Source organism: Corynebacterium sp. AOP40-4SA-5 (assembly GCF_052377355.1).
In the GTDB taxonomy this organism is placed as follows: Bacteria; Actinomycetota; Actinomycetes; order Mycobacteriales; family Mycobacteriaceae; genus Corynebacterium.
Window position 1 is genome coordinate 104,225 of sequence record NZ_JBQSWS010000007.1, and the last position, 17,819, is coordinate 122,043.

At 69.3% G+C, this 17,819-nt stretch carries 13 protein-coding genes; 4 read left to right on the top strand and 9 right to left on the bottom strand.

What is annotated here, in order from left to right; translation table 11 throughout:
* Nucleotides 1-52 precede the first annotated feature (52 nt).
* Nucleotides 53-3,547 (top strand): bifunctional proline dehydrogenase/L-glutamate gamma-semialdehyde dehydrogenase, encoded by a 3,495-nt coding sequence (locus ACT3S3_RS06230; protein ID WP_441582952.1) that lies wholly within the window; start codon nucleotides 53-55, stop codon nucleotides 3,545-3,547.
* A gap of 124 nt (nucleotides 3,548-3,671) precedes the next feature.
* Here the strand turns inward: ACT3S3_RS06230 and ACT3S3_RS06235 are convergent, their stop codons facing one another.
* The 7 genes from ACT3S3_RS06235 to prfB form a co-directional block, all read right to left on the bottom strand.
* Nucleotides 3,672-4,871, bottom strand: coding sequence for an RtcB family protein (locus ACT3S3_RS06235; protein ID WP_301442801.1), 1,200 nt, complete (start codon nucleotides 4,869-4,871; stop codon nucleotides 3,672-3,674).
* 313 nt (nucleotides 4,872-5,184) lie between these two features.
* The gene (gene galK / locus ACT3S3_RS06240) at nucleotides 5,185-6,495 is read right to left on the bottom strand and encodes a galactokinase (protein ID WP_301442802.1); all 1,311 of its coding nucleotides are present in this window, start codon (nucleotides 6,493-6,495) and stop codon (nucleotides 5,185-5,187) included.
* Complete coding sequence (gene galT / locus ACT3S3_RS06245) at nucleotides 6,489-7,682, bottom strand: galactose-1-phosphate uridylyltransferase (protein WP_441578971.1); 1,194 nt, start codon at nucleotides 7,680-7,682, stop codon at nucleotides 6,489-6,491. The genes galK and galT overlap by 7 nt, the downstream gene beginning before the upstream one ends.
* Before the next feature lie 14 nt (nucleotides 7,683-7,696).
* Nucleotides 7,697-8,026 carry an LPXTG cell wall anchor domain-containing protein gene (locus tag ACT3S3_RS06250; RefSeq protein ID WP_301443104.1) on the bottom strand — a complete coding sequence of 110 codons (330 nt, stop codon included), beginning with the start codon at nucleotides 8,024-8,026 and terminating at the stop codon, nucleotides 7,697-7,699.
* Nucleotides 8,027-8,058: 32 nt separating this feature from the next.
* A complete protein-coding gene (locus ACT3S3_RS06255) occupies nucleotides 8,059-9,711 on the bottom strand; it encodes a sodium:solute symporter family protein (RefSeq protein ID WP_301443105.1) in 1,653 nt (550 codons plus the stop codon).
* Nucleotides 9,712-9,780: 69 nt separating this feature from the next.
* A complete protein-coding gene (locus tag ACT3S3_RS06260) occupies nucleotides 9,781-10,722 on the bottom strand; it encodes an aldose epimerase family protein (protein WP_301443106.1) in 942 nt (313 codons plus the stop codon).
* 250 nt (nucleotides 10,723-10,972) lie between these two features.
* Nucleotides 10,973-12,097, bottom strand: coding sequence for a peptide chain release factor 2 (gene prfB, locus ACT3S3_RS06265; RefSeq protein ID WP_301443107.1), 1,125 nt, complete (start codon nucleotides 12,095-12,097; stop codon nucleotides 10,973-10,975).
* A gap of 74 nt (nucleotides 12,098-12,171) precedes the next feature.
* Between prfB and ACT3S3_RS06270 the strand changes: the two genes are divergently transcribed.
* The 3 genes from ACT3S3_RS06270 to pgi all read left to right on the top strand — a co-directional run bounded on the left by ACT3S3_RS06270 (nucleotide 12,172) and on the right by pgi (nucleotide 15,595).
* Nucleotides 12,172-13,017 (top strand): inositol monophosphatase family protein, encoded by an 846-nt coding sequence (locus tag ACT3S3_RS06270; protein WP_301443108.1) that lies wholly within the window; start codon nucleotides 12,172-12,174, stop codon nucleotides 13,015-13,017.
* Complete coding sequence (locus ACT3S3_RS06275; protein WP_301443109.1) at nucleotides 13,014-13,802, top strand: inositol monophosphatase family protein; 789 nt, start codon at nucleotides 13,014-13,016, stop codon at nucleotides 13,800-13,802. The genes ACT3S3_RS06270 and ACT3S3_RS06275 overlap by 4 nt, the downstream gene beginning before the upstream one ends.
* Nucleotides 13,803-13,891: 89 nt before the next feature.
* On the top strand, nucleotides 13,892-15,595 hold the full coding sequence (gene pgi, locus ACT3S3_RS06280) for a glucose-6-phosphate isomerase (RefSeq protein WP_441578969.1): 1,704 nt from the start codon (nucleotides 13,892-13,894) through the stop codon (nucleotides 15,593-15,595).
* Nucleotides 15,596-15,674: 79 nt separating this feature from the next.
* Here the strand turns inward: pgi and ACT3S3_RS06285 are convergent, their stop codons facing one another.
* Nucleotides 15,675-16,736 (bottom strand): DUF559 domain-containing protein, encoded by a 1,062-nt coding sequence (locus ACT3S3_RS06285; RefSeq protein WP_301443111.1) that lies wholly within the window; start codon nucleotides 16,734-16,736, stop codon nucleotides 15,675-15,677.
* A 198-nt stretch (nucleotides 16,737-16,934) separates the two neighbouring features.
* Complete coding sequence (locus tag ACT3S3_RS06290) at nucleotides 16,935-17,777, bottom strand: DNA-formamidopyrimidine glycosylase family protein (protein ID WP_301443857.1); 843 nt, start codon at nucleotides 17,775-17,777, stop codon at nucleotides 16,935-16,937.
* Between the last annotated feature and the right edge of the window lie 42 nt (nucleotides 17,778-17,819).

Sequence of the window (17,819 nt, forward strand, 5' to 3'; positions counted from 1 at the left end):
CCGACCCCGGGGCCGGTGGACCGAGAACCACGGCCCCGTCAGGAGAACACGCGTGTCATCCAACAACTCACCGTCCACCGCCACCACCCGTCCGGAGAAGGCCGACGACGTGGAGGCCGTGGTCAAGCGGTCCCTCGGTCTCGCCGACACCTGGCTGCAGGTCGAGGAGACCAGCAAGTCGACCAAGCAGCTCGCGGACATGGTCCACGAGCCCAGTGGTGTGGAGTTCACCTTCAGCTTCGTCGACCGCGTCGCACGTCCGGAGGACAACAAGGTCGCCGCCGACGAGTTCGCCAAGATCGCCCACCCGGTGAAGCGTCAGGCACCGGTGCCGGGGTTCCTCGGCGTCGTCGACCAGATCCTCATGACCGCCGGGTCGATCGCCGCCCCGCTGCTGCCGCAGATCGTGATGCCCATCGCGCGCGCCTACCTGCGCTCCGTGGTGGGCCACCTGGTGCTGGACGCCGAGAGCGGCACGATGGACAAGATGCTCGAGGAGGCGCGCGACGCCGGGTTCCGCCTCAACATCAACCTGCTGGGTGAGGCCGTCCTCGGTGAGGACGAGGCGGTGCGCCGTCGCGACGACCTCATCGACCTGGTGCGTAACCCGAAGGTGGACTACATCAGCGTGAAGCCGTCCGCGGTGGTCTCACAGCTCAACCACTGGGACCTCGACGGGTCCACCGAGCGTCTCAAGGAGCGCCTGCGTCCGCTCTACCGCGAGTCGCTGAAGCGCTCACCACGCCCCTTCATCAACATGGACATGGAGGAGTACAAAGACCTCGACCTCACGCTGCGCATCTTCACCGAGCTGCTCGGCGAGGAGGAGTTCCTGGAGATCGAGGCGGGTATCGTCCTGCAGGCCTACCTGCCGGACTCCTTCGACGCGCTGCGTCAGCTCACCGAGTTCGCCCAGGAGCGTCGGGAGCGTGGCGGTGCGAAGATCAAGGTTCGCATCGTCAAGGGCGCGAACCTCTCGATGGAGCGGGTGGACGCCGAGCTCCACGACTGGCCGCAGACGCCCTACCTCACGAAGGCCGAGGTGGACGCCAACTACCTGCGGCTGCTCGACTGGGTGCTGCGCCCCGAGCACTCCGACGTGATCCGTATCGGTGTGGCCACGCACAACGTCTTCCACATGGCGCTGGCCCACGAGCTCTCCGTGGAGCGCGGCGTGGAGGACCAGATCGACGCCGAGATGCTGCAGGGCATGGCCCCCGCCCAGGCCGAGGCGGTGCGCAGCGTGATCGGCGAGGTCATCCTCTACACACCGGTGGTGAAGAAGGAGAACTTCGACGTCGCGGTGAGCTACCTCGTGCGCCGCCTCGAGGAGAACGGCGCCAAGCAGAACTTCCTCTACGCCATGTTCACCCCCGAGGACGACGAGGAGACCGGCATGACCCCCATGGAGGGTCAGCGCGAGCGTTACCTCGCCGCCGTGCGCGACCGGTGGTCCACCGACGCCGGACCGCGCCGGACGCAGAACCGTACCGAGGAGGCCCGCGCCAAGGCCGGCACCAGCTCCGCCAGCGTCCCCGGCAACTTCGTCAACGAGCCTGACACCGACTCCGACCTGCCCGCCAACCGCGAGTGGGCCGCGCGCATCGTCGACGCGTCCTCCGACCCGGGCCCGACCGTGAGCGAGGAGGTCACCGACCCCGCCACCGTCGACGCCGCCGTCCAGCGTGCCTTGGACGCCCACGAGGCGTGGGCCGCGAAGAGCGGCGCGGAGCGCGCCGAGGTGCTCGACCGCGCCGCGGACGCCCTGGCCGACAACCGTCACCGGCTCATCGCCGCCGCCGTCCACGAGGCCGGCAAGACCGTCTCCGAGACCGACCCCGAGGTCTCCGAGGCCATCGACTTCTGCCGGTACTACGCCGAGTCCGCGCGCAAGATCGACCGCCACCGCGGCTCCACGTTCACCCCCTACCGCACGGTGGCCGTCGTCCCGCCGTGGAACTTCCCCATCGCCATCCCCGTCGGCGGCTGCATGGCCGCCCTCGCCGCCGGAGCCTGCGTGGTCATCAAGCCCGCCCCGCAGACCCTGCGCATCGCCGAGGTCTTCGTCGAGGCGCTGCGTGAGGCAGGTGTCACCGAGGACATGCTGCAGCTCGTCAACGCCGACGAGGGCGAGGCCGGCAAGCGCTTGGTCTCCCACGAGGACATCGACTCGGTGATCTTCACCGGCGGCTCCGAGACCGCCCGCATGTTCCGCTCCTGGGACCCGCAGATGACGATCAACGCCGAGACGTCCGGCAAGAACGCCATCATCGTCACCCCGGCGGCCGACCCGGACCTGGCGGTCTCCGACATCCTCGCCTCCGCCTACGGCCACGCCGGGCAGAAGTGCTCCGCGGCGTCGCTGATCATCACCGTCGGGTCGATGGGCAAGTCCAAGCGCTTCATGGGCCAGCTGGTGGACGCGGTGAAGTCCCTGCGTGTGGGCCCCGGCGACGACCTCGCCACCGACATGAACGGCATCATCGAGCCCGCCGGCGACAAGCTCCTGCGCGGACTGACCAAGCTCGACAAGGGCGAGAAGTGGCTGGTCAAGCCCGAACCGCTCAACGGCACCGCGGAGGACGCCACGCTGTGGACCCCCGGGCTGCGCGACAACGTGCGTCCCGGCGCCTGGTTCCACACCCACGAGTGCTTCGGCCCCGTCGCCGGCGTGATGCACGCCGACACCCTGGAGGAGGCCATCGAGTGGCAGAACTCCACGGGTTACGGGTTGACCGCCGGACTGCACACCATCGACCGGGACGAGACCGAGTTCTGGCGCGACCGCGTCGAGGCCGGGAACGTGTACGTGGAACGCGGCATCACCGGCGCCATCGTCCAGCGCCAGTCCTTCGGCGGTTGGAAGGGGTCCTCGATCGGCAGCGGTGCGAAGGCCGGCGGCCCGAACTACGTCGCCCAGCAGGGCCACTGGGCCGAAGGCGACATCAGCGCCCTGCACAGCGGCAGCGTGTCCACCGCGATCACCCAGATGCTGCGCGAGTTCCACGGCATGGCGCACCCCGTGCTCACCGAGGAGGACCACCGCTGGCTGCGCCGCGCCGCGGAGTCCGACGCACAGGCGTGGACCTCCGAGTTCGGCATCGAGCACGACCGCACCGCCCTGGTCGTGGAATCCAACGTATTCCGCTACCGGCCGTTGCTGGAACCGCTGCGCGTGCGCATCGGGGCCAACGCGAACCTGCGTGACCTGCTGCGACTCTACCTCGGCGCCTCGGTGACAGGCACGAAGCTCGAGGTGTCCGCCGCACCGTCGGTGACCTCCGAGATGGGCGAGCTGGCCAACCGGATCAGGATGGTCTCCGACATGGAGTTCGCCGCCGAGATCGGTGTGCAGCCCAGCGTGCGGATCCGCACCCTCGGCGACGTGGACGAGAACCTGTACGAGGCCGCCGCGCGCTCCGGCTCGGTCGTCCTCGACCAACCGGTCCTCCCCGACGGACGCCGCGAGCTGCTGCCGATGCTGCTGGAGCAGGCCGTCACCACCACCGAGCACCGTTTCGGCTACATCCACGGCACCACGCCGTAGTGATGTAGGGCTGGGGGCTGCTGGCCGGGCCGGCAGCGCCGGCCCCCTTGTCCCAGAACCCCGAGCGATCGGTGGTCTCCATCCCGGAAACCACCAATTGCTCGGGGTTTCGTGACGGGTGCGCCTACGTCCCCTTGACGTTCATCACCTGGCGCAGCTTGTGCAGCACGTGCACCAGCGGTTCGGCGTCGGCCATGACCACGTCGATGTCCTTGTAGGCGTCGGGGATCTCGTCGACGAAGGCGTCGCCCGGACGGTAGACGATGCCGTCCATCCGGGCGTCCAGGTCGTCGGCGCTGAACCGCTTGCGCGCCTGCGTGCGGGAGAAGCGACGTCCTGCGCCGTGCGGCGCCGAGCGCAGTCCCGGCGCGAAGCCGCGTCCCTCGACCACGTAGGACGCCGTGCCCATCGACCCGGGGATCAGCGCCTTCACACCCTCGTCCGCACGCACGGCACCCTTGCGGGTCAGCCACACCGTCCTTCCGTAGTGCTCTTCCTTGACAGTGTAGTTGTGGTGGCAGTTGATCCGCTCGGTCTCCTCGACGGGTGTGCCGACCCACTCTCCGAGCAGGCGGGAGAAGCGGTCCATCATCTCCTCGCGGTTCAGCCAGGCGAAGCGCTGCGCCCAGGCGAGTTCACGCAGGTAGCAGTCGAATTCGGGGGTTCCTTCGGGGAGGTAGGCGAGGTCGTCGTCGGGCAGCTGCACCCAGAACTTCCGCATCAGCCGCTGCGCAGTCTTGATGTGCTTCTGCGCGATCTTGTTGCCGACCCCGCGCGAGCCGGAGTGCAGGAACATCCACACACGCTCCTCCTCGTCGAGGCAGAGCTCGATGAAGTGGTTGCCGCCGCCGAGGGAGCCCAGCTGCTGCCGCCACTTCTTGGAGTGCCCCAGGTCCACGCCGGTGGTCTCGGCGAGGTCGGCGAGTTCGCGGGTGCGTGCCTCGGCGGTGCCGCCGAGCACCCAGCCGTTGTAGCGTCCGGGGGACAGCGGGATGGCGCCCTCGATGGCGTCGCGCAGGTCGGTGAGTTCGTTTCCTGCCAGGTCGTCGGCGGTGAATGCGGTGCGCACACCGATCATCCCGCAGCCGATGTCCACGCCGACGGCGGCGGGGATCACGGCGCGTTCGGTGCCGAAGACGGTACCGACGGAGGATCCCTTGCCGAAGTGGGCGTCGGGCATCAGCGCGACGTGCGGGAAGATGAAGGGCAGCCCGGCGATCTGGCGCGCCTGCTCGAGCGTGTTGTCGTCGACGTCGGAGGCGAAGCTCAGGAGCTTGTTCTCCTGGAGCGTCACTCCCGGTGTGTCGACGTGTCTACTGGACATGGTGGTCCCTTTCTGGTGAAAGGGGCGGCAGCATCGGCGGGCACACGTCGAGAGACTTGAAAGAGGGTTCGCTGAGGAACTCGTCCGGACGGGGGCACCGATGCCCCGCCCGGGAAAATGTGGGTCGGAGTCAGCGGTGGTCGGGTAGCAGCCAAAACTGATGCTGTGCGCGATGCGTCGCCTTCATGGCCGCTCCCCTCTCCGGAAAATCTTCTGACTTCTGCTGACTCGAACTGGTTCGTGCCCGCAGCATCTCGCTCCGGGCACCCCGATCATGGCACAGCCCCTCGTACCGGGCAAGAGGGGTTCGACATCACCGGATCCGACGTGCCCCGTCGGACGGTGCAGCCACGAAGAACGTCGGCGCCGGGAAACCTCGGTCGCGGGCGGCGGCGTCCACCGCCTCGGCGACGACCTCGACCTGCTCGCGGTGAACCAGGGCGATGACACTGCCGCCGAAGCCGCCACCGGTCATCCGCGCGCCGAGCGCCCCGGCGGCCAGTGCTGCCTCCTGGGCGCCGTCGAGTTCAGGCACGGTGACCTCGTAGAGGTCGCGCAGGCTGGCATGGCTGGCGTTCATCAGCTCACCGAGCTCACCGAGCCCACCCATCTCTCCGGACGCACCGGCGTCGCGCAGCGCCGGCACCGCTTCGTCGCGGGTGCGCCGGATCTCCTCGACGACGTGCCGGACGCGGCGCTGCGCGGTATCCCCGCCGTCACTCCCGCCGAGCAGCGCGTGGGCCTGCGGCGTCGCCGACCAGGCGCGCACCTCGTCCGGCAGTCGGGAGGACGCCGCGGCGTCCTGCAGGATCTCGCCGAGAGTGCCCACGCCGAGGTGGGCGGAGACCGCGTCGATCACGCCGCGGCGCGAGGCGTACTGGCCGTCGGCGAGCTGGTGCGCCGCATTGGTGTTCATGATCAGCAACGCCAGGCCCGCCGCCGCCAGGTCGCAGGGCACCAGCTCGACGGAGCCGTCGAGGAAGTCGACGGCCAGGGCCATGCCCGAGCGTCCGTAGAGCGAACTGCGCTGGTCGAGCCCACCGGTGGACGCGCCGACGACCTCGTTCTCCGCGCGCATGCACGCGGTGACCAGGCGCTCGAGCGCCGCGCTGTCGGGTGAGTGGCCGGTGGCTAATTCATAGGCCGCCAGGGCGACGGAGCACTCCAGTGCCGCGGAGCTGGACAGCCCGGCACCCAGGGGGACGTCGGAGACCAGGGCGATGTCCAGGCCCTCGCACGAGGGGATGACCCCGTCCTGCAGTCCGGCCCACACCGCGCCGGCGGCGTAACCGGCCCACCCGGCCGGGTTACCCGGTCCGATGTCGGCCAGGGCGATCTCGGTGCTCGGCGCATCCTGCGTGCCCTCGGTGCCGGGCACCACCGACACCAGGCGCAGCACCCCGTCCGTCCTGCGTCCCACCGCGGCGGCGGTGTTCTGCGGCAGCGCGAAGGGCAGGGACATGCCGCCGGCGTAGTCGACGTGCTCGCCGATGAGGTTCACCCGCCCGGGCGCGGCCCACACACCCTCGCAAGTACCGTCACCGAAGTGCTGATTGAACAGCGCCTGCGCGTCGTCGGCCAGCTGCTGCTCGTCGCGGGTGGTCCACCAGTCCGGTGTCACCATGAGCCGGTCTCCTTCTCGTCGGGCCACACCGCGCGCAGCCGCTCGGCGACGGCCTCCGGGGTGGTGTCACTGATCCACGCGCCGAAGGCGGACTCCGAGCCGGCGAGGTACTTCATCCGGTTCGGCGAGCGCATCAGGGAGAACAGCTGCAGGTGCAGGCGCCCCTCCCCACGCAGCGACTCGTCCTCCCCGGTCAGCCGGGACTGCACGGGCGCCTGGTTCCAGGCGGCGATGTAGGGGGTACGGTCCACGCCCTCGAAGTAGCGGTCCACCGCGGTGTACAGGGCCTTGAGCACGCCCGGCAGTGCGGCGCGTTCCTGCTCGGTCAGCCCGGTGAAGTCGGCGACGGGACGCTCCGGCACCACCATCACCTCCACCGGCCACTTCGCCGCGGCCGGCACGTAGACGGTGAAACCGCCGGTGGACGCGGCGTCGGCGATCACCCGCGTACCGGCCCGACGCTCCGCGGCGAGCACGTCGTCGAACAGGTCGCCGCCGGTGGCCGCGCGGTGGGCGCGCGCCTGCTCCAGGATCTGGCGGCTGCGCGGCGGCAGGAACGGGTAGCTGTAGATCTGCCCGTGCGGGTGCTGCAGCGTGACCCCGATCTCCTCGCCCCGGTTCTCGAAGGGGGCGACCTGCAGCACCCCGTCGACCTGGGACAACGCTGCGGTGCGGTGGGTCCAGGCCTCCACGACCGTGCGGATGCGCCTCAGCGGCAGGTCGCGGAACGACAGCGAGGAGTCAGGGGTGAAGCAGATGACCTCGCAGCGTGCGGCCGCCGGACGCCGCGGGACCAGCTCCTCACCGTCCACGTGCCAGGGGTAGTCCGCCGGGTCGTCCGGCATCACGATCCTCGTGGAGAACGACGGGAACCGGTTCTCGAAGACGACCACGTCGTAGTCGTCCGCCGGGATCTCCGTCGGCAGGTTGCCCGGGGTGGTCGGGGCCAGCGGGTTCTCGTTCGCCGGGGGCATGAACGTGCGGTTGTTGCGGTGCGCGGCGTAGGTGACCCACTGCCCGGTGAACGGGTCGCGGCGCATCTCCGACTCCGTCACCGAGCCGGGCAGGTCCCGGGGGTCGTGGAGTTCGCGGGTGGTGCGTCCGGCGAGGAGGTCCGGGTCGTCCGGGTCGTCGTCGAAGTAGATCAGTTCGCGGCCGTCGGCCAGGTGGGTGGGCGTGATCGCCATGGGGTGGTCGGTCATCAGTCGTCGGCCCCGGGGAGCTTGTCCTCGTCGATGAGCGACTCGTCGACGACGACGGGGTTCAGCCGGGCCCACAGGACCAGGGCGCCGGCGACGACGATCAGGGCGATGCCGGCCCAGACGTTGTCCGTCATCGACTTCGCCTCGCCGGTGTCCGGGTTCACGCCGGGGTCCATGAAGGCGGCGACCAGCAGCAGGACGACGCCGTAGATCCCCAGCAGGGCCGCGGTGACCGTCCGGATGTCGAAGGCCCCCGCCCGGTGGGTGGCCGGTGCAGCGGGGTCGGTCATGGGAGTGGCGCCGGCGGTATCAGTGGTATTCGCGGACATGGTGTTCTCCTTTCAGTTCAGGTCAGTACAAGTCAGTGGAAGATCACGTTGAGGACCACGGCGATCACCAGCGCCAGCACACCCAGCGGCACGGTGCGGCGGTACCACGGCAGGGTCTTCTCCACCGGGTCCTCCAGCATCGCCTTCGGGGTCACCGACTTCACGAAACCGACCAGTTCCTTGTCCGGCTTCGGCTTCGTGAAGGACGTGACGACCACGGAGACGATGATGTCCACGGCGAACGCCAGGCCGGCGGCGACGAACGCGGTCCCCTGCCCGGGCAGGTTCACCAGCGGGTCGGCGCCCAGCGACAGCGACCAGAAGATGATCGCCGCGGCGGTACCGGCGACCAGGCCGGACCAGCCGGCGTGCGGGGTCATGCGCTTCCAGAACATACCGAGCAGGAACGTGGCGAACAGCGGGGCGTTGAAGAAGCCGAACAACGTCTGCAGGTAGTCCATGACGTTGCCGAAGTTGTTCGCGATCAGCGCGGTGCCCACGGCGATCACGGTCGCACCCACGGTCGCCCAACGACCCACGTTGAGGTAGTAGCCGTCCTCGCGCTCCTTGACCACGTAGGTCTGCCACAGGTCGTAGCTGAACACGGTGTTGAAGGCGGAGATGTTCGCCGCCATGCCGGCCATGAACGAGGCCAGCAGGCCGGCGATGGCCACGCCGAGCAGTCCGGTGGGAAGCAGGTCGCGCATGAGGTAGAGGATCGCGTCGTTCGGCTCGGCGTCGCCGCCCTCGGCGTAGGCGGAGACCACCACGCCGGCGATCATGCCGGGGATGATCACGATGAACGGAATGAACAGCTTCACGAAGGAGCCGATGATCGGGGTCTTGCGCGCCGCACTGATCGAGTCCGACGCCATCGCCCGCTGCACCTCCACGAAGTTCGTGGTCCAGTAGCCGAAGGACAGCACGAAGCCCAGGCCCAGCACGATGCCGATCACGGAGAACACCGGGCTGTTGAACCCGGACAGCTCCTGCGCCGGCCACGCGTGGTTCTGGAAGTCCTGCACCTGCTCACGCAGCGCACCCCAGCCACCGACGCGGTTCAACCCGATGATGGTCAGCGGGGCGAGCGCGGCGACGATGACGAAGAACTGCAGCACCTCGGTGTAGATCGAGGCCGACAGCCCGCCGAGGGTGATGTAGGACAGCACGATCAGCGCCGCGGCGATCAGCGTGATCCACAGCGGCCAGCCGAGCAGCGCGTTGACCACCTTGGCCAGCAGCACCAGGTTCACACCGGCGATGAGCAGCTGCGCCACGGCGAAGGAGATCGCGTTGACCAGGTGTGCCCCGTTGCCGAACCGGCGGCGCATGAACTCCGGCACCGAACGGACCTTCGAGCCGTAGTAGAAGGGCATCATCACGATGCCGAGGAAGACCATGGCCGGCACGGCGCCGATCCAGAAGTAGTGCATGGTCTGCAGGCCGTACTCGAGACCGTTGGCGGACATGCCGATGATCTCGACGGCGCCGAGGTTCGCCGCGACGAACGCCAGGCCGGTGACCCAGGCGGGCAGTCCACGTCCGGAGAGGAAGAAGTCGATGGAACTGGAGACCCTGCGCTTCGCGGCCCAGCCGATGCCGAGGACGAAGACGAAGAACAGGGCCACCAGCGCGTAGTCCACCCAGCTCGCGTCGAGCCGGAGGACGTTGGGTGCGGTCTCCATGAGAGAGTCGCTTTCTGGTCGGGATCAGGCGGGCTGATCGGGGTGGAGAAACGTCAGTTTCAGGGTCGTTCAGGGGGTGAGCACGTCCAGCCGCCAGGAGCAGGTCAGGGCCTCCCCCGGCGGCAGGCGGACGAGGTCGGTGCCGGAGTTCAGCGCGTCCGGCGGTGCGGTCATCGGTTCCACGGCCACGGCCCGCCCACCGGGGCGGCCCGGGTAGGGCTGCCCGGTGGAGTCGTCGGGCGTGAAGACCTGGATCCAGTGCAGCTCCGGCGACGTCGTCAGCGCCACGCCCGCACCGTCGGGACGGTGCAGGACGACGCGCGCGCCCGCGCCGTCCGGCACGTCCTGCGCACCGTCGTCGATACGCAGGCAGTGGTCCAGCACGTGCCCCGCCAGCGGCGTCACCGCGTCCGGCAGGACGTCCCTGTCGTCCTGCAGCGGACCGTCCGGCAGGCCCCGCCCGTCGAGCGGCAGGACACGGTGGGCCGGCACACGCAGCGAGCAGGTGTCCGTGTCGGCGCCGAGCGCCGAGGGGTAGAGGTGGAACCCGAGTGCCGCGGGCATGTCGGTGTCACCGTCGTTGCGAAGGGTGGCGTGCGCCTCCAGGCCGTCCTCCCCGACCCGGTAGAGCACCGACAGGTGCACCGGCCACGGCCACCCCGGTTGCGGGCCCGGCTCGACGGAGAGCCGGACGGAGTCGGGATGCCGCTCCGCCACGGTCCACTCCAGGTCGGAGACGAAGCCGTGGATGGCGGTGTTCTTGTCGGGTTCGGTGACCTCCAGTTCACGGCGCCCGTCGAAGTCGTAGACCCCGTCGCGGGTCCGGTTCGGCCACGGCGCGAGGACGAGGTTCGCCGACAGGGGTGGGGTGTCCGGTTCCCCGGGGCCGCCGTACCCCTCGAGCATCCGCCTCCCCCGCCAGGTCCACTGCGAGAGCCCGCCGCCCCGCAACCGGAGGACCGCCCGGCTCTCGCCTGAGCCGATCCCTACACCTGTCGTGCCAGCCGTCATTCATCCGACACTAATACACCCGGGCCAAAAAAGGGACCCTCCTATAAGCCGCATACCGGGGGTGCGTAGCGGGGGCCCAGGTGTCCCCAGGTGTCCCCGGATGTCCCCGGTGCCACATGAGGCCGCATGCCGGCGGACATGTCATCTGAGTCATGCCCCAGGGCGGAAAACGGGCGGAAATCTACCTGGGGCATGAGTCAGATGACATGCACCAGCCACAGCCACCAGCCGCGCCCACCAGCCGCAGGCGCTACTTCCCCTCGCCCTGCTGCTCGGCCATACGCCAGCGGATACCGGCCTCCAGCAGGCCGTCGATGCCGCCGTCGAGCACCTTGGACGGGTCGTTGACCTCGAAGTTCGTCCGCAGGTCCTTGACCATCTGGTACGGGTGCAGCACGTAGGAGCGCATCTGGTTGCCCCAGGAGTTCGAGCCGTCGCCACGCAGCGCGTCCAGCTCCGCGGCCTCCTCCTGGCGCTTGCGCTCCAGCAGCTTCGCGGCGAGCACGCGCATGGCCGAGGCCTTGTTCTGGATCTGCGACTTCTCGTTCTGGCAGGTCACCACGATGCCGGTGGGGATGTGCGTCAGCCGCACCGCGGAGTCGGTGGTGTTCACCGACTGCCCGCCGGGGCCGGAGGAGCGGTACACGTCCACGCGCACGTCGTTGTCGTCGATGTCGACGTGGTCGGAGGTCTCCACCACGGGCAGCACCTCGACCTCGGCGAAGGAGGTCTGGCGGCGACCCTGGTTGTCGAAGGGGCTGATGCGCACCAGGCGGTGGGTGCCCTGCTCCACCGACAGGGTGCCGTACATGTAGTCGCCGTGCACCACGAAGGTGGCGGACTTGATCCCGGCCTCCTCGGCGTAGGAGATGTCGTAGACCTCGACCTTGTGCCCGGACTTCTCGGCCCAGCGGGTGTACATGCGCATGAGCATCTCGGCCCAGTCGGCGGCGTCCACACCACCGGCGGCGGAGCGGATGTTCACCACGGCCTCACGGGAGTCGTACTCGCCGGAGAGCATGGTGGTGACCTCGAGGGACTCGATCTCCTCGCGCAGGTCGGAGAGTTCGCCGTCGGCCAGTTCAGTGGCCTCGGCCGCCTCGTCGCCCTCGGACTCCTCGGCCATCTCGTACATCACGGGCAGGTCGTTGAGCCGGTCGCGCAGGCCACGGACCTTCTTCAACCGGGCCTGCACGTGGCTGAGCTGGCTGGTGATCTGCTGGGCGTGGTCGGGGTCGTCCCACAGGGAGGGGTCGGCGGCCTGGTCCTCGAGTTCGCGGGAACGCGACTCCATCTCGTCCAGGTCGAGCACCTTTTCGATGGTGGTGAGCGTGGAGTCGAGGTCGTCGATCGCGGAGATCACATCGGGCTGCATGGTCGTCCACTGTACTCACCCGCCACGGACCCCAGGGGCTGCACCCCGGGCGGACCGGGTGCACAATAGTGGGCATGAACTCACCCATCCCGGCGGACGCCCTGCAGGCCATCACGAAGACGTTCATCATCTCCCACGACCGGGACGACGACGGCACCCTCGCCCAGGCCCTGGTCTACAACGCCGGCCGGCTGGCCTGGCGCATGCGCGAGGCGGGGCTGACCACCGAGTTCAAGACCTCGGTGTCGGACGTGGTGACGGAGGCCGACCGTGCGGCGGAGGGTTTCGTCGCCGAGGTGCTCAGGACGCTGCGTCCGCAGGACGGCCTGCTCGGCGAGGAGGGCGCCTCCGCGCCGTCGGAGTCGGGGCGCACGTGGGTGATCGACCCGGTGGACGGCACGTACAACTTCACCACCGGTTCGGACTACTGGTGCTCGGCGTTGGCGCTGGTCGACGGCGACCCGGAGGATCCGGAGCGGCTGCACTTCGGCGCGGTGCACCGTCCGGCGATGGGCTACACGTGGTTCGGCGGCCCCGGCATCCCCACCACGCTGGACGGCGCCCCGGTGGGCACGCTGCCGGACCTCGCGCCGCAGCAGTCCTGCCTCAGCGGCTACCTGCACCCCACCGACATCACCAACCCGGAGCTCAACGCGGTGTTCACGAAGGTCGTGGGCGATTTCGCGACGGTGCGCTGGAACGGCTCGGCGTCGGTGGACATGGCGGGCGTGGCGGCCGGCAACGGCGCGTGCTGGTTCCAGCACAGCGTCCTGCCGTGGGACCTGCTGCCGGGCCGCGCGCTGATCGAGGGCGCGGGAGGACGCTGCGAGCGGGTCAGCGCCGGCGGGCGACTGTGGTCGGTCGCCGGGGCACCCTCCAGTGTCGAGGCGGTCGTGGAGTCCCTATCCTTGGGTGCATGAGCGCATACGCCGACGACCTGACCCTGGCCCTGCACCTGGCCGACACCGCCGACGCCGTCACGATGGACCGCTTCGGCGCCGGTGACCTGCAGGTCTCCACGAAGCCGGACCTGACCCCCGTCTCCGACGCCGACACCGAGGTGGAACGCCGGCTGCGCGAGGTGCTCGCCACCCGCCGCGCCGACGACGACGTGCTCGGTGAGGAGTTCGGCGGGGACGCCGCACGCACCGGCCGCCAGTGGGTCATCGACCCGATCGACGGCACGAAGAACTTCGTGCGCGGCGTGCCGGTGTGGGCCACGCTGATCTCCCTGGTCGTCGACGGCACCCCGGTGGTCGGCGTGGTCTCCGCCCCGGGCCTGTCGCGGCGCTGGTGGGCGGCGGCGGACATGGGCGCCTGGTCCACCTTCGGCACCGGCGAGGCACGCCGGATCGGCGTGTCGAAGGTGTCGGACGTGGCGGACTGCTCGATCTCCCTGTCCTCCTTGGAGGGCTGGCACAAGGTCGGACGCCGCGACGACCTCATCGCACTGACGGACGCCGCCTGGCGCCTGCGCGGTTTCGGCGACTTCTGGTCCTACTGCCTCGTCGCCGAGGGTGCGGTCGACGTCGCCGCCGAACCCGAGGTCAACCTGTGGGACCTCGCCGCGCTGGACGTCCTGGTGCGCGAGGCCGGAGGACGCTTCACCGCCCTCGACGGCACGCCGGGTCCGTACGCCGGTTCCGCCGTGGCGTCCAACGGGCTCCTGCAGGACGCGGTGCTCGCCGCACTCACCCCGAACTGACCCCCTGACGCCCGGCCGGGCAACCGGTTTTCCGCTACCGTGGGCGGTGAACTGACAAGACACACCGGATTCTCGAAAGGGCGACACCTGTGACTTTCACCGTCCCGAACCCCACCCCCGTGACGAAGACGCCGGAGTGGCAGGCCCTCGTCGCCCACGCGACCCGCTTCAAGGGCACCACCCTGAAGGAGCTGTTCCAGGACGATCCGGGACGTGCCGGCGACATGACCTTCGAGGTCGGCCCGCTGCACGTGGACCTCTCGAAGAACCTCGTCGACGAGAACACGGTGCGCCTGCTGCTCAACGTGGCGCGCGCCAAGGGGATCGAGAACTACCGCCAGTCGCTGTTCAACGGTGAGCACGTCAACACCACCGAGGACCGTGCCGCGCTGCACACGGGCCTGCGCGTGCCGATCGACCAGGACCTCACCGTCGACGGGCAGGACATCGCCGAGGACGTGCACCACACCCTGGACCGCATGCGCGGTCTGGCCAAGGCGCTGCGCAGCGGTGACTGGCGTGGCGCCACGAACCACACCATCAAGAACGTGGTGAACATCGGCATCGGCGGCTCCGACTTGGGCCCCTCGATGGCGGCCCAGGCGCTGCGTCCGTACTGCACCGCCGGGATCACCCCGTACTTCGTGTCGAACGTGGACCCGGCGGACATCACCGCCACGCTCGACGGGCTCGACCCGGAGTCCACGCTGTTCGTGGTCTCCTCGAAGACCTTCACCACCTCCGAGACCCTGGCCAACGCGCACAGCGCCCGGCGCTGGCTGCTCGACGGGCTCAAGCGCACCGGTGTCGACACCTCCGACGAGGCCGCGTCGAAGGACGCGGTGGCCAAGCACTTCGTCGCGGTGTCCACCAACGCCGACGAGGTGGAGAAGTTCGGCATCGACACCCGCAACATGTTCGGCTTCTGGGACTGGGTCGGCGGACGCTACTCGGTGGACTCGGCGATCGGCCTGTCCCTGATGGCGGCGATCGGTCCGCGTGACTTCATGGAGTTCATCGCCGGCTTCCACGAGGTGGACAACCACTTCTACTCCGAGCCGTTGGAGATGAACGCGCCGGTACTCATGGGCCTGTTCGGTGTCTGGTACACCTCGGTGCTCAGCTCGCAGTCCCACGTGGTGCTCCCCTACTCGCAGGACCTGGGCCGTTTCCCCGCCTACCTGCAGCAGCTGATGATGGAGTCCAACGGCAAGTCCGTGCGCCTCGACGGGGAACTGACCACCGCCGAGACGGGCGAGGTGTACTGGGGCGAGGCCGGTACGAACGGCCAGCACGCCTTCATGCAGCTGATCCACCAGGGCACGCACCTGATCCCGGCGGACTTCATCGGCTTCGTCAACCCCCACACCGACCAGAAGGGCTCCGACGGGGAGACCAGCATGCACGACATGCTGCTGTCGAACTTCCTCGCCCAGTCGCGCGTGATGGCCTTCGGCCGGTCCGCCGAGGAGCTGCGTGAGGCCGGTGTGGACGAGGATCTGATCCCGCACAAGGTGATGCCGGGCAACCGTCCGTCGTCCACGATCGTGGCGGACAAGCTGACCCCGCGCACCCTCGGCGCGCTGATCGCCCTCTACGAGCACATCTGCTTCGTGCAGGGTGTGGTGTGGGGCATCAACAGCTTCGACCAGTGGGGCGTGGAGCTCGGCAAGAAGCAGGCCAATGAGCTGCTGCCGCTGCTGAGCACCAACACCGACTCCTCCGACGTCGACACCGGCGACCCCTCCACCGACTCCCTGCTGCGCCACGTGCTGCGCAACCGGAAGCGCTAGTCACCGGACTTTCGCCACCTGTCCCAGAACCCCACGCGATTGTTGGTCCAACTCCTTGTGACCACCATCTGCGGGGGGTTCAGGATGTCCGGGCCTCCAGCGCCGCCATCGCCCTGCCGATGACGTTGCACACCTGTTCGCGTAGATCGCCGGGACACCGTAGATGGCGTTTGTTGAACCTCAGCGCCTCCCACTCCAGGTCCCGCAGCGCGTGGAACTGGTCGAAGTCCACGTCCGTCTGCTGCGCGGTGTCGTGGTGGGCGCCGTCGTAGTAGACCGCCACCTTGAGTTTTGGAACCCCCAGGTCAGGTAGCGTCCGGGCGGTCCAGCCGGAGTGCGCTCCCCGTTCCAGGTCGACCCTCACCTGGGAGACCCACCGGTGGGGTGCCGGCAGCAGGTCCCGGACCATCAGCCGCATCGTGGTCTCCATCGGCGACTGCGCTCCATCGTCCGACAACGCCAGCACGGGTGCGAGGTCACGCCTGTTCACCATGCCTTTCGCCGCAGCCAGAATCTCGTCACGGGTGATCCAGGTGCACTGCGCGAAGGCGTCGATGAACTGCACAGCACGGACCTGTTCCCAGGTCAGGCCGGGGACGCCGTCCACCCACCAGGTGTGCCGGCTGGTCAGGATGCTCCACAGGCACTGTGCCGCAGCAAATGCCGGGGTGACGACTCGCATCTGCGGGAAACGCGGGTCCGGACAGGTAGTCGCCATCGTCGCCGGCAGTGGCTGGACCACGGGTCGGAGGAGTGTACGCACCGCCTCGGCGGTCACCGCAGACAGGCGATGCTTGCTCCCCATGTGGATCAACACGGGCGCGTGGTCGGCCCAGTCCGGACGCAGCCCGTGCAGCGCGGCGGCAGCCCATCCGCCGATCACGGCCTCCGGCTGGACGAGGTGTTGGGCCCGAGCGCGGGTGACGATGTCGACCCCGAATCCGCCGCTGTTGTCATGGCCGGTCCCGGCGTCACGCGGCACCACCACCCCGTGTGCCACGGCACGGTAGTGGTGGCGCAGCTTCCAGTCGGTCACCTTTCCGGCGGCCTTCAGTTCGGCCCTGGCCTGCGGAATGATGCCCGGCATCACCCGCCAGGTGTAGGCGGGCCCCCGTCCCTGTGCCCGCGTATTCTTCCCCATCGGTGTGGTCCTCTCCCCCGGTGTCAGCCGTGCACCGAAGTAGACACCAGCCCCGCCGCCCGGTCCACCCTGCCCCCCACAGTCCCCGAAAACTGTGGACAACTTCCGATGCCTTCTTCCGGAGTTGTCCCCAGAACCCCACGCGGATGTTGGTCCACCTCCCGATGACCACCATCTGAGTGGGGTTTCAGGACAACCTCACTGCGGCTGGCAGACCGGGCACCACCAGATGACCCGTTCGAGTTCCCCGTCGTCGCCGCCGGCGTCCACCCCGCCGAGGAAACCCTTGAGCACCGGGGTGCCGCAACGTCGGCAGGCCTTCGCCGCCCGGCCGAACACGTAGTTGCCCATACCGGGGCGTCGGTCGCCGGTGAACAGCCGACGGGGTTCCAGCCTGTTCTCCCACATCACGGTGCGCGACAGGTCGAGCAGGTGCGCGGCGGTGCTCGCAGCGTCCTGCCCCTGCCCCACCGGGCGGCGCGGGTCGACCCCGCCGAGGAAGCAGACCTCCGCCCGGTACTCGTTGCCGATGCCGGCGACGTTGCGTTGGTCAAGCAGCGCGGCACCGATGCTGCGCTCAGGCCGGGTCAGGATGCGGGCCAGGGCGTCGTCGCGTCCACCCGCCGATGCCCAGTCGGGCGCGAGGATGTCGGGGCCCAGGTGTCCGACGACCTGCGGGTACTCGTCGATGTCGAAGAGTCGGACGAAGCCGAGGCTGTGGCCCACGGTCTCGATCTCGGGGCCACCGGGATGCTGCGGGCTGAAGCGCAGGACGACCCGGGCGGTGTGCCCGGGCCGACGCCAGCGCGCGCCGGCGGCGTGGATGGACCACACACCCTCCATCTTCAGGTGGGTGTGCAGAACGCGCCCGCCGACGTCGATGAACAGGTGCTTGCCGTAGGGCCACACACGCCGGACGCTGAGTCCGGTGAGGTCCTCCGTGGCGAACCGGGGCACGCGGATGTCGCTCCGGGTCACGGTCCGCCCGGTCATCCACTGCATGCGGTTGGACAGCTGCAGCACGGAGTCGCCCTCGGGCATCTGGCGCACCTCCTTCTACGAGCCGGGGATCACCGTGACCGG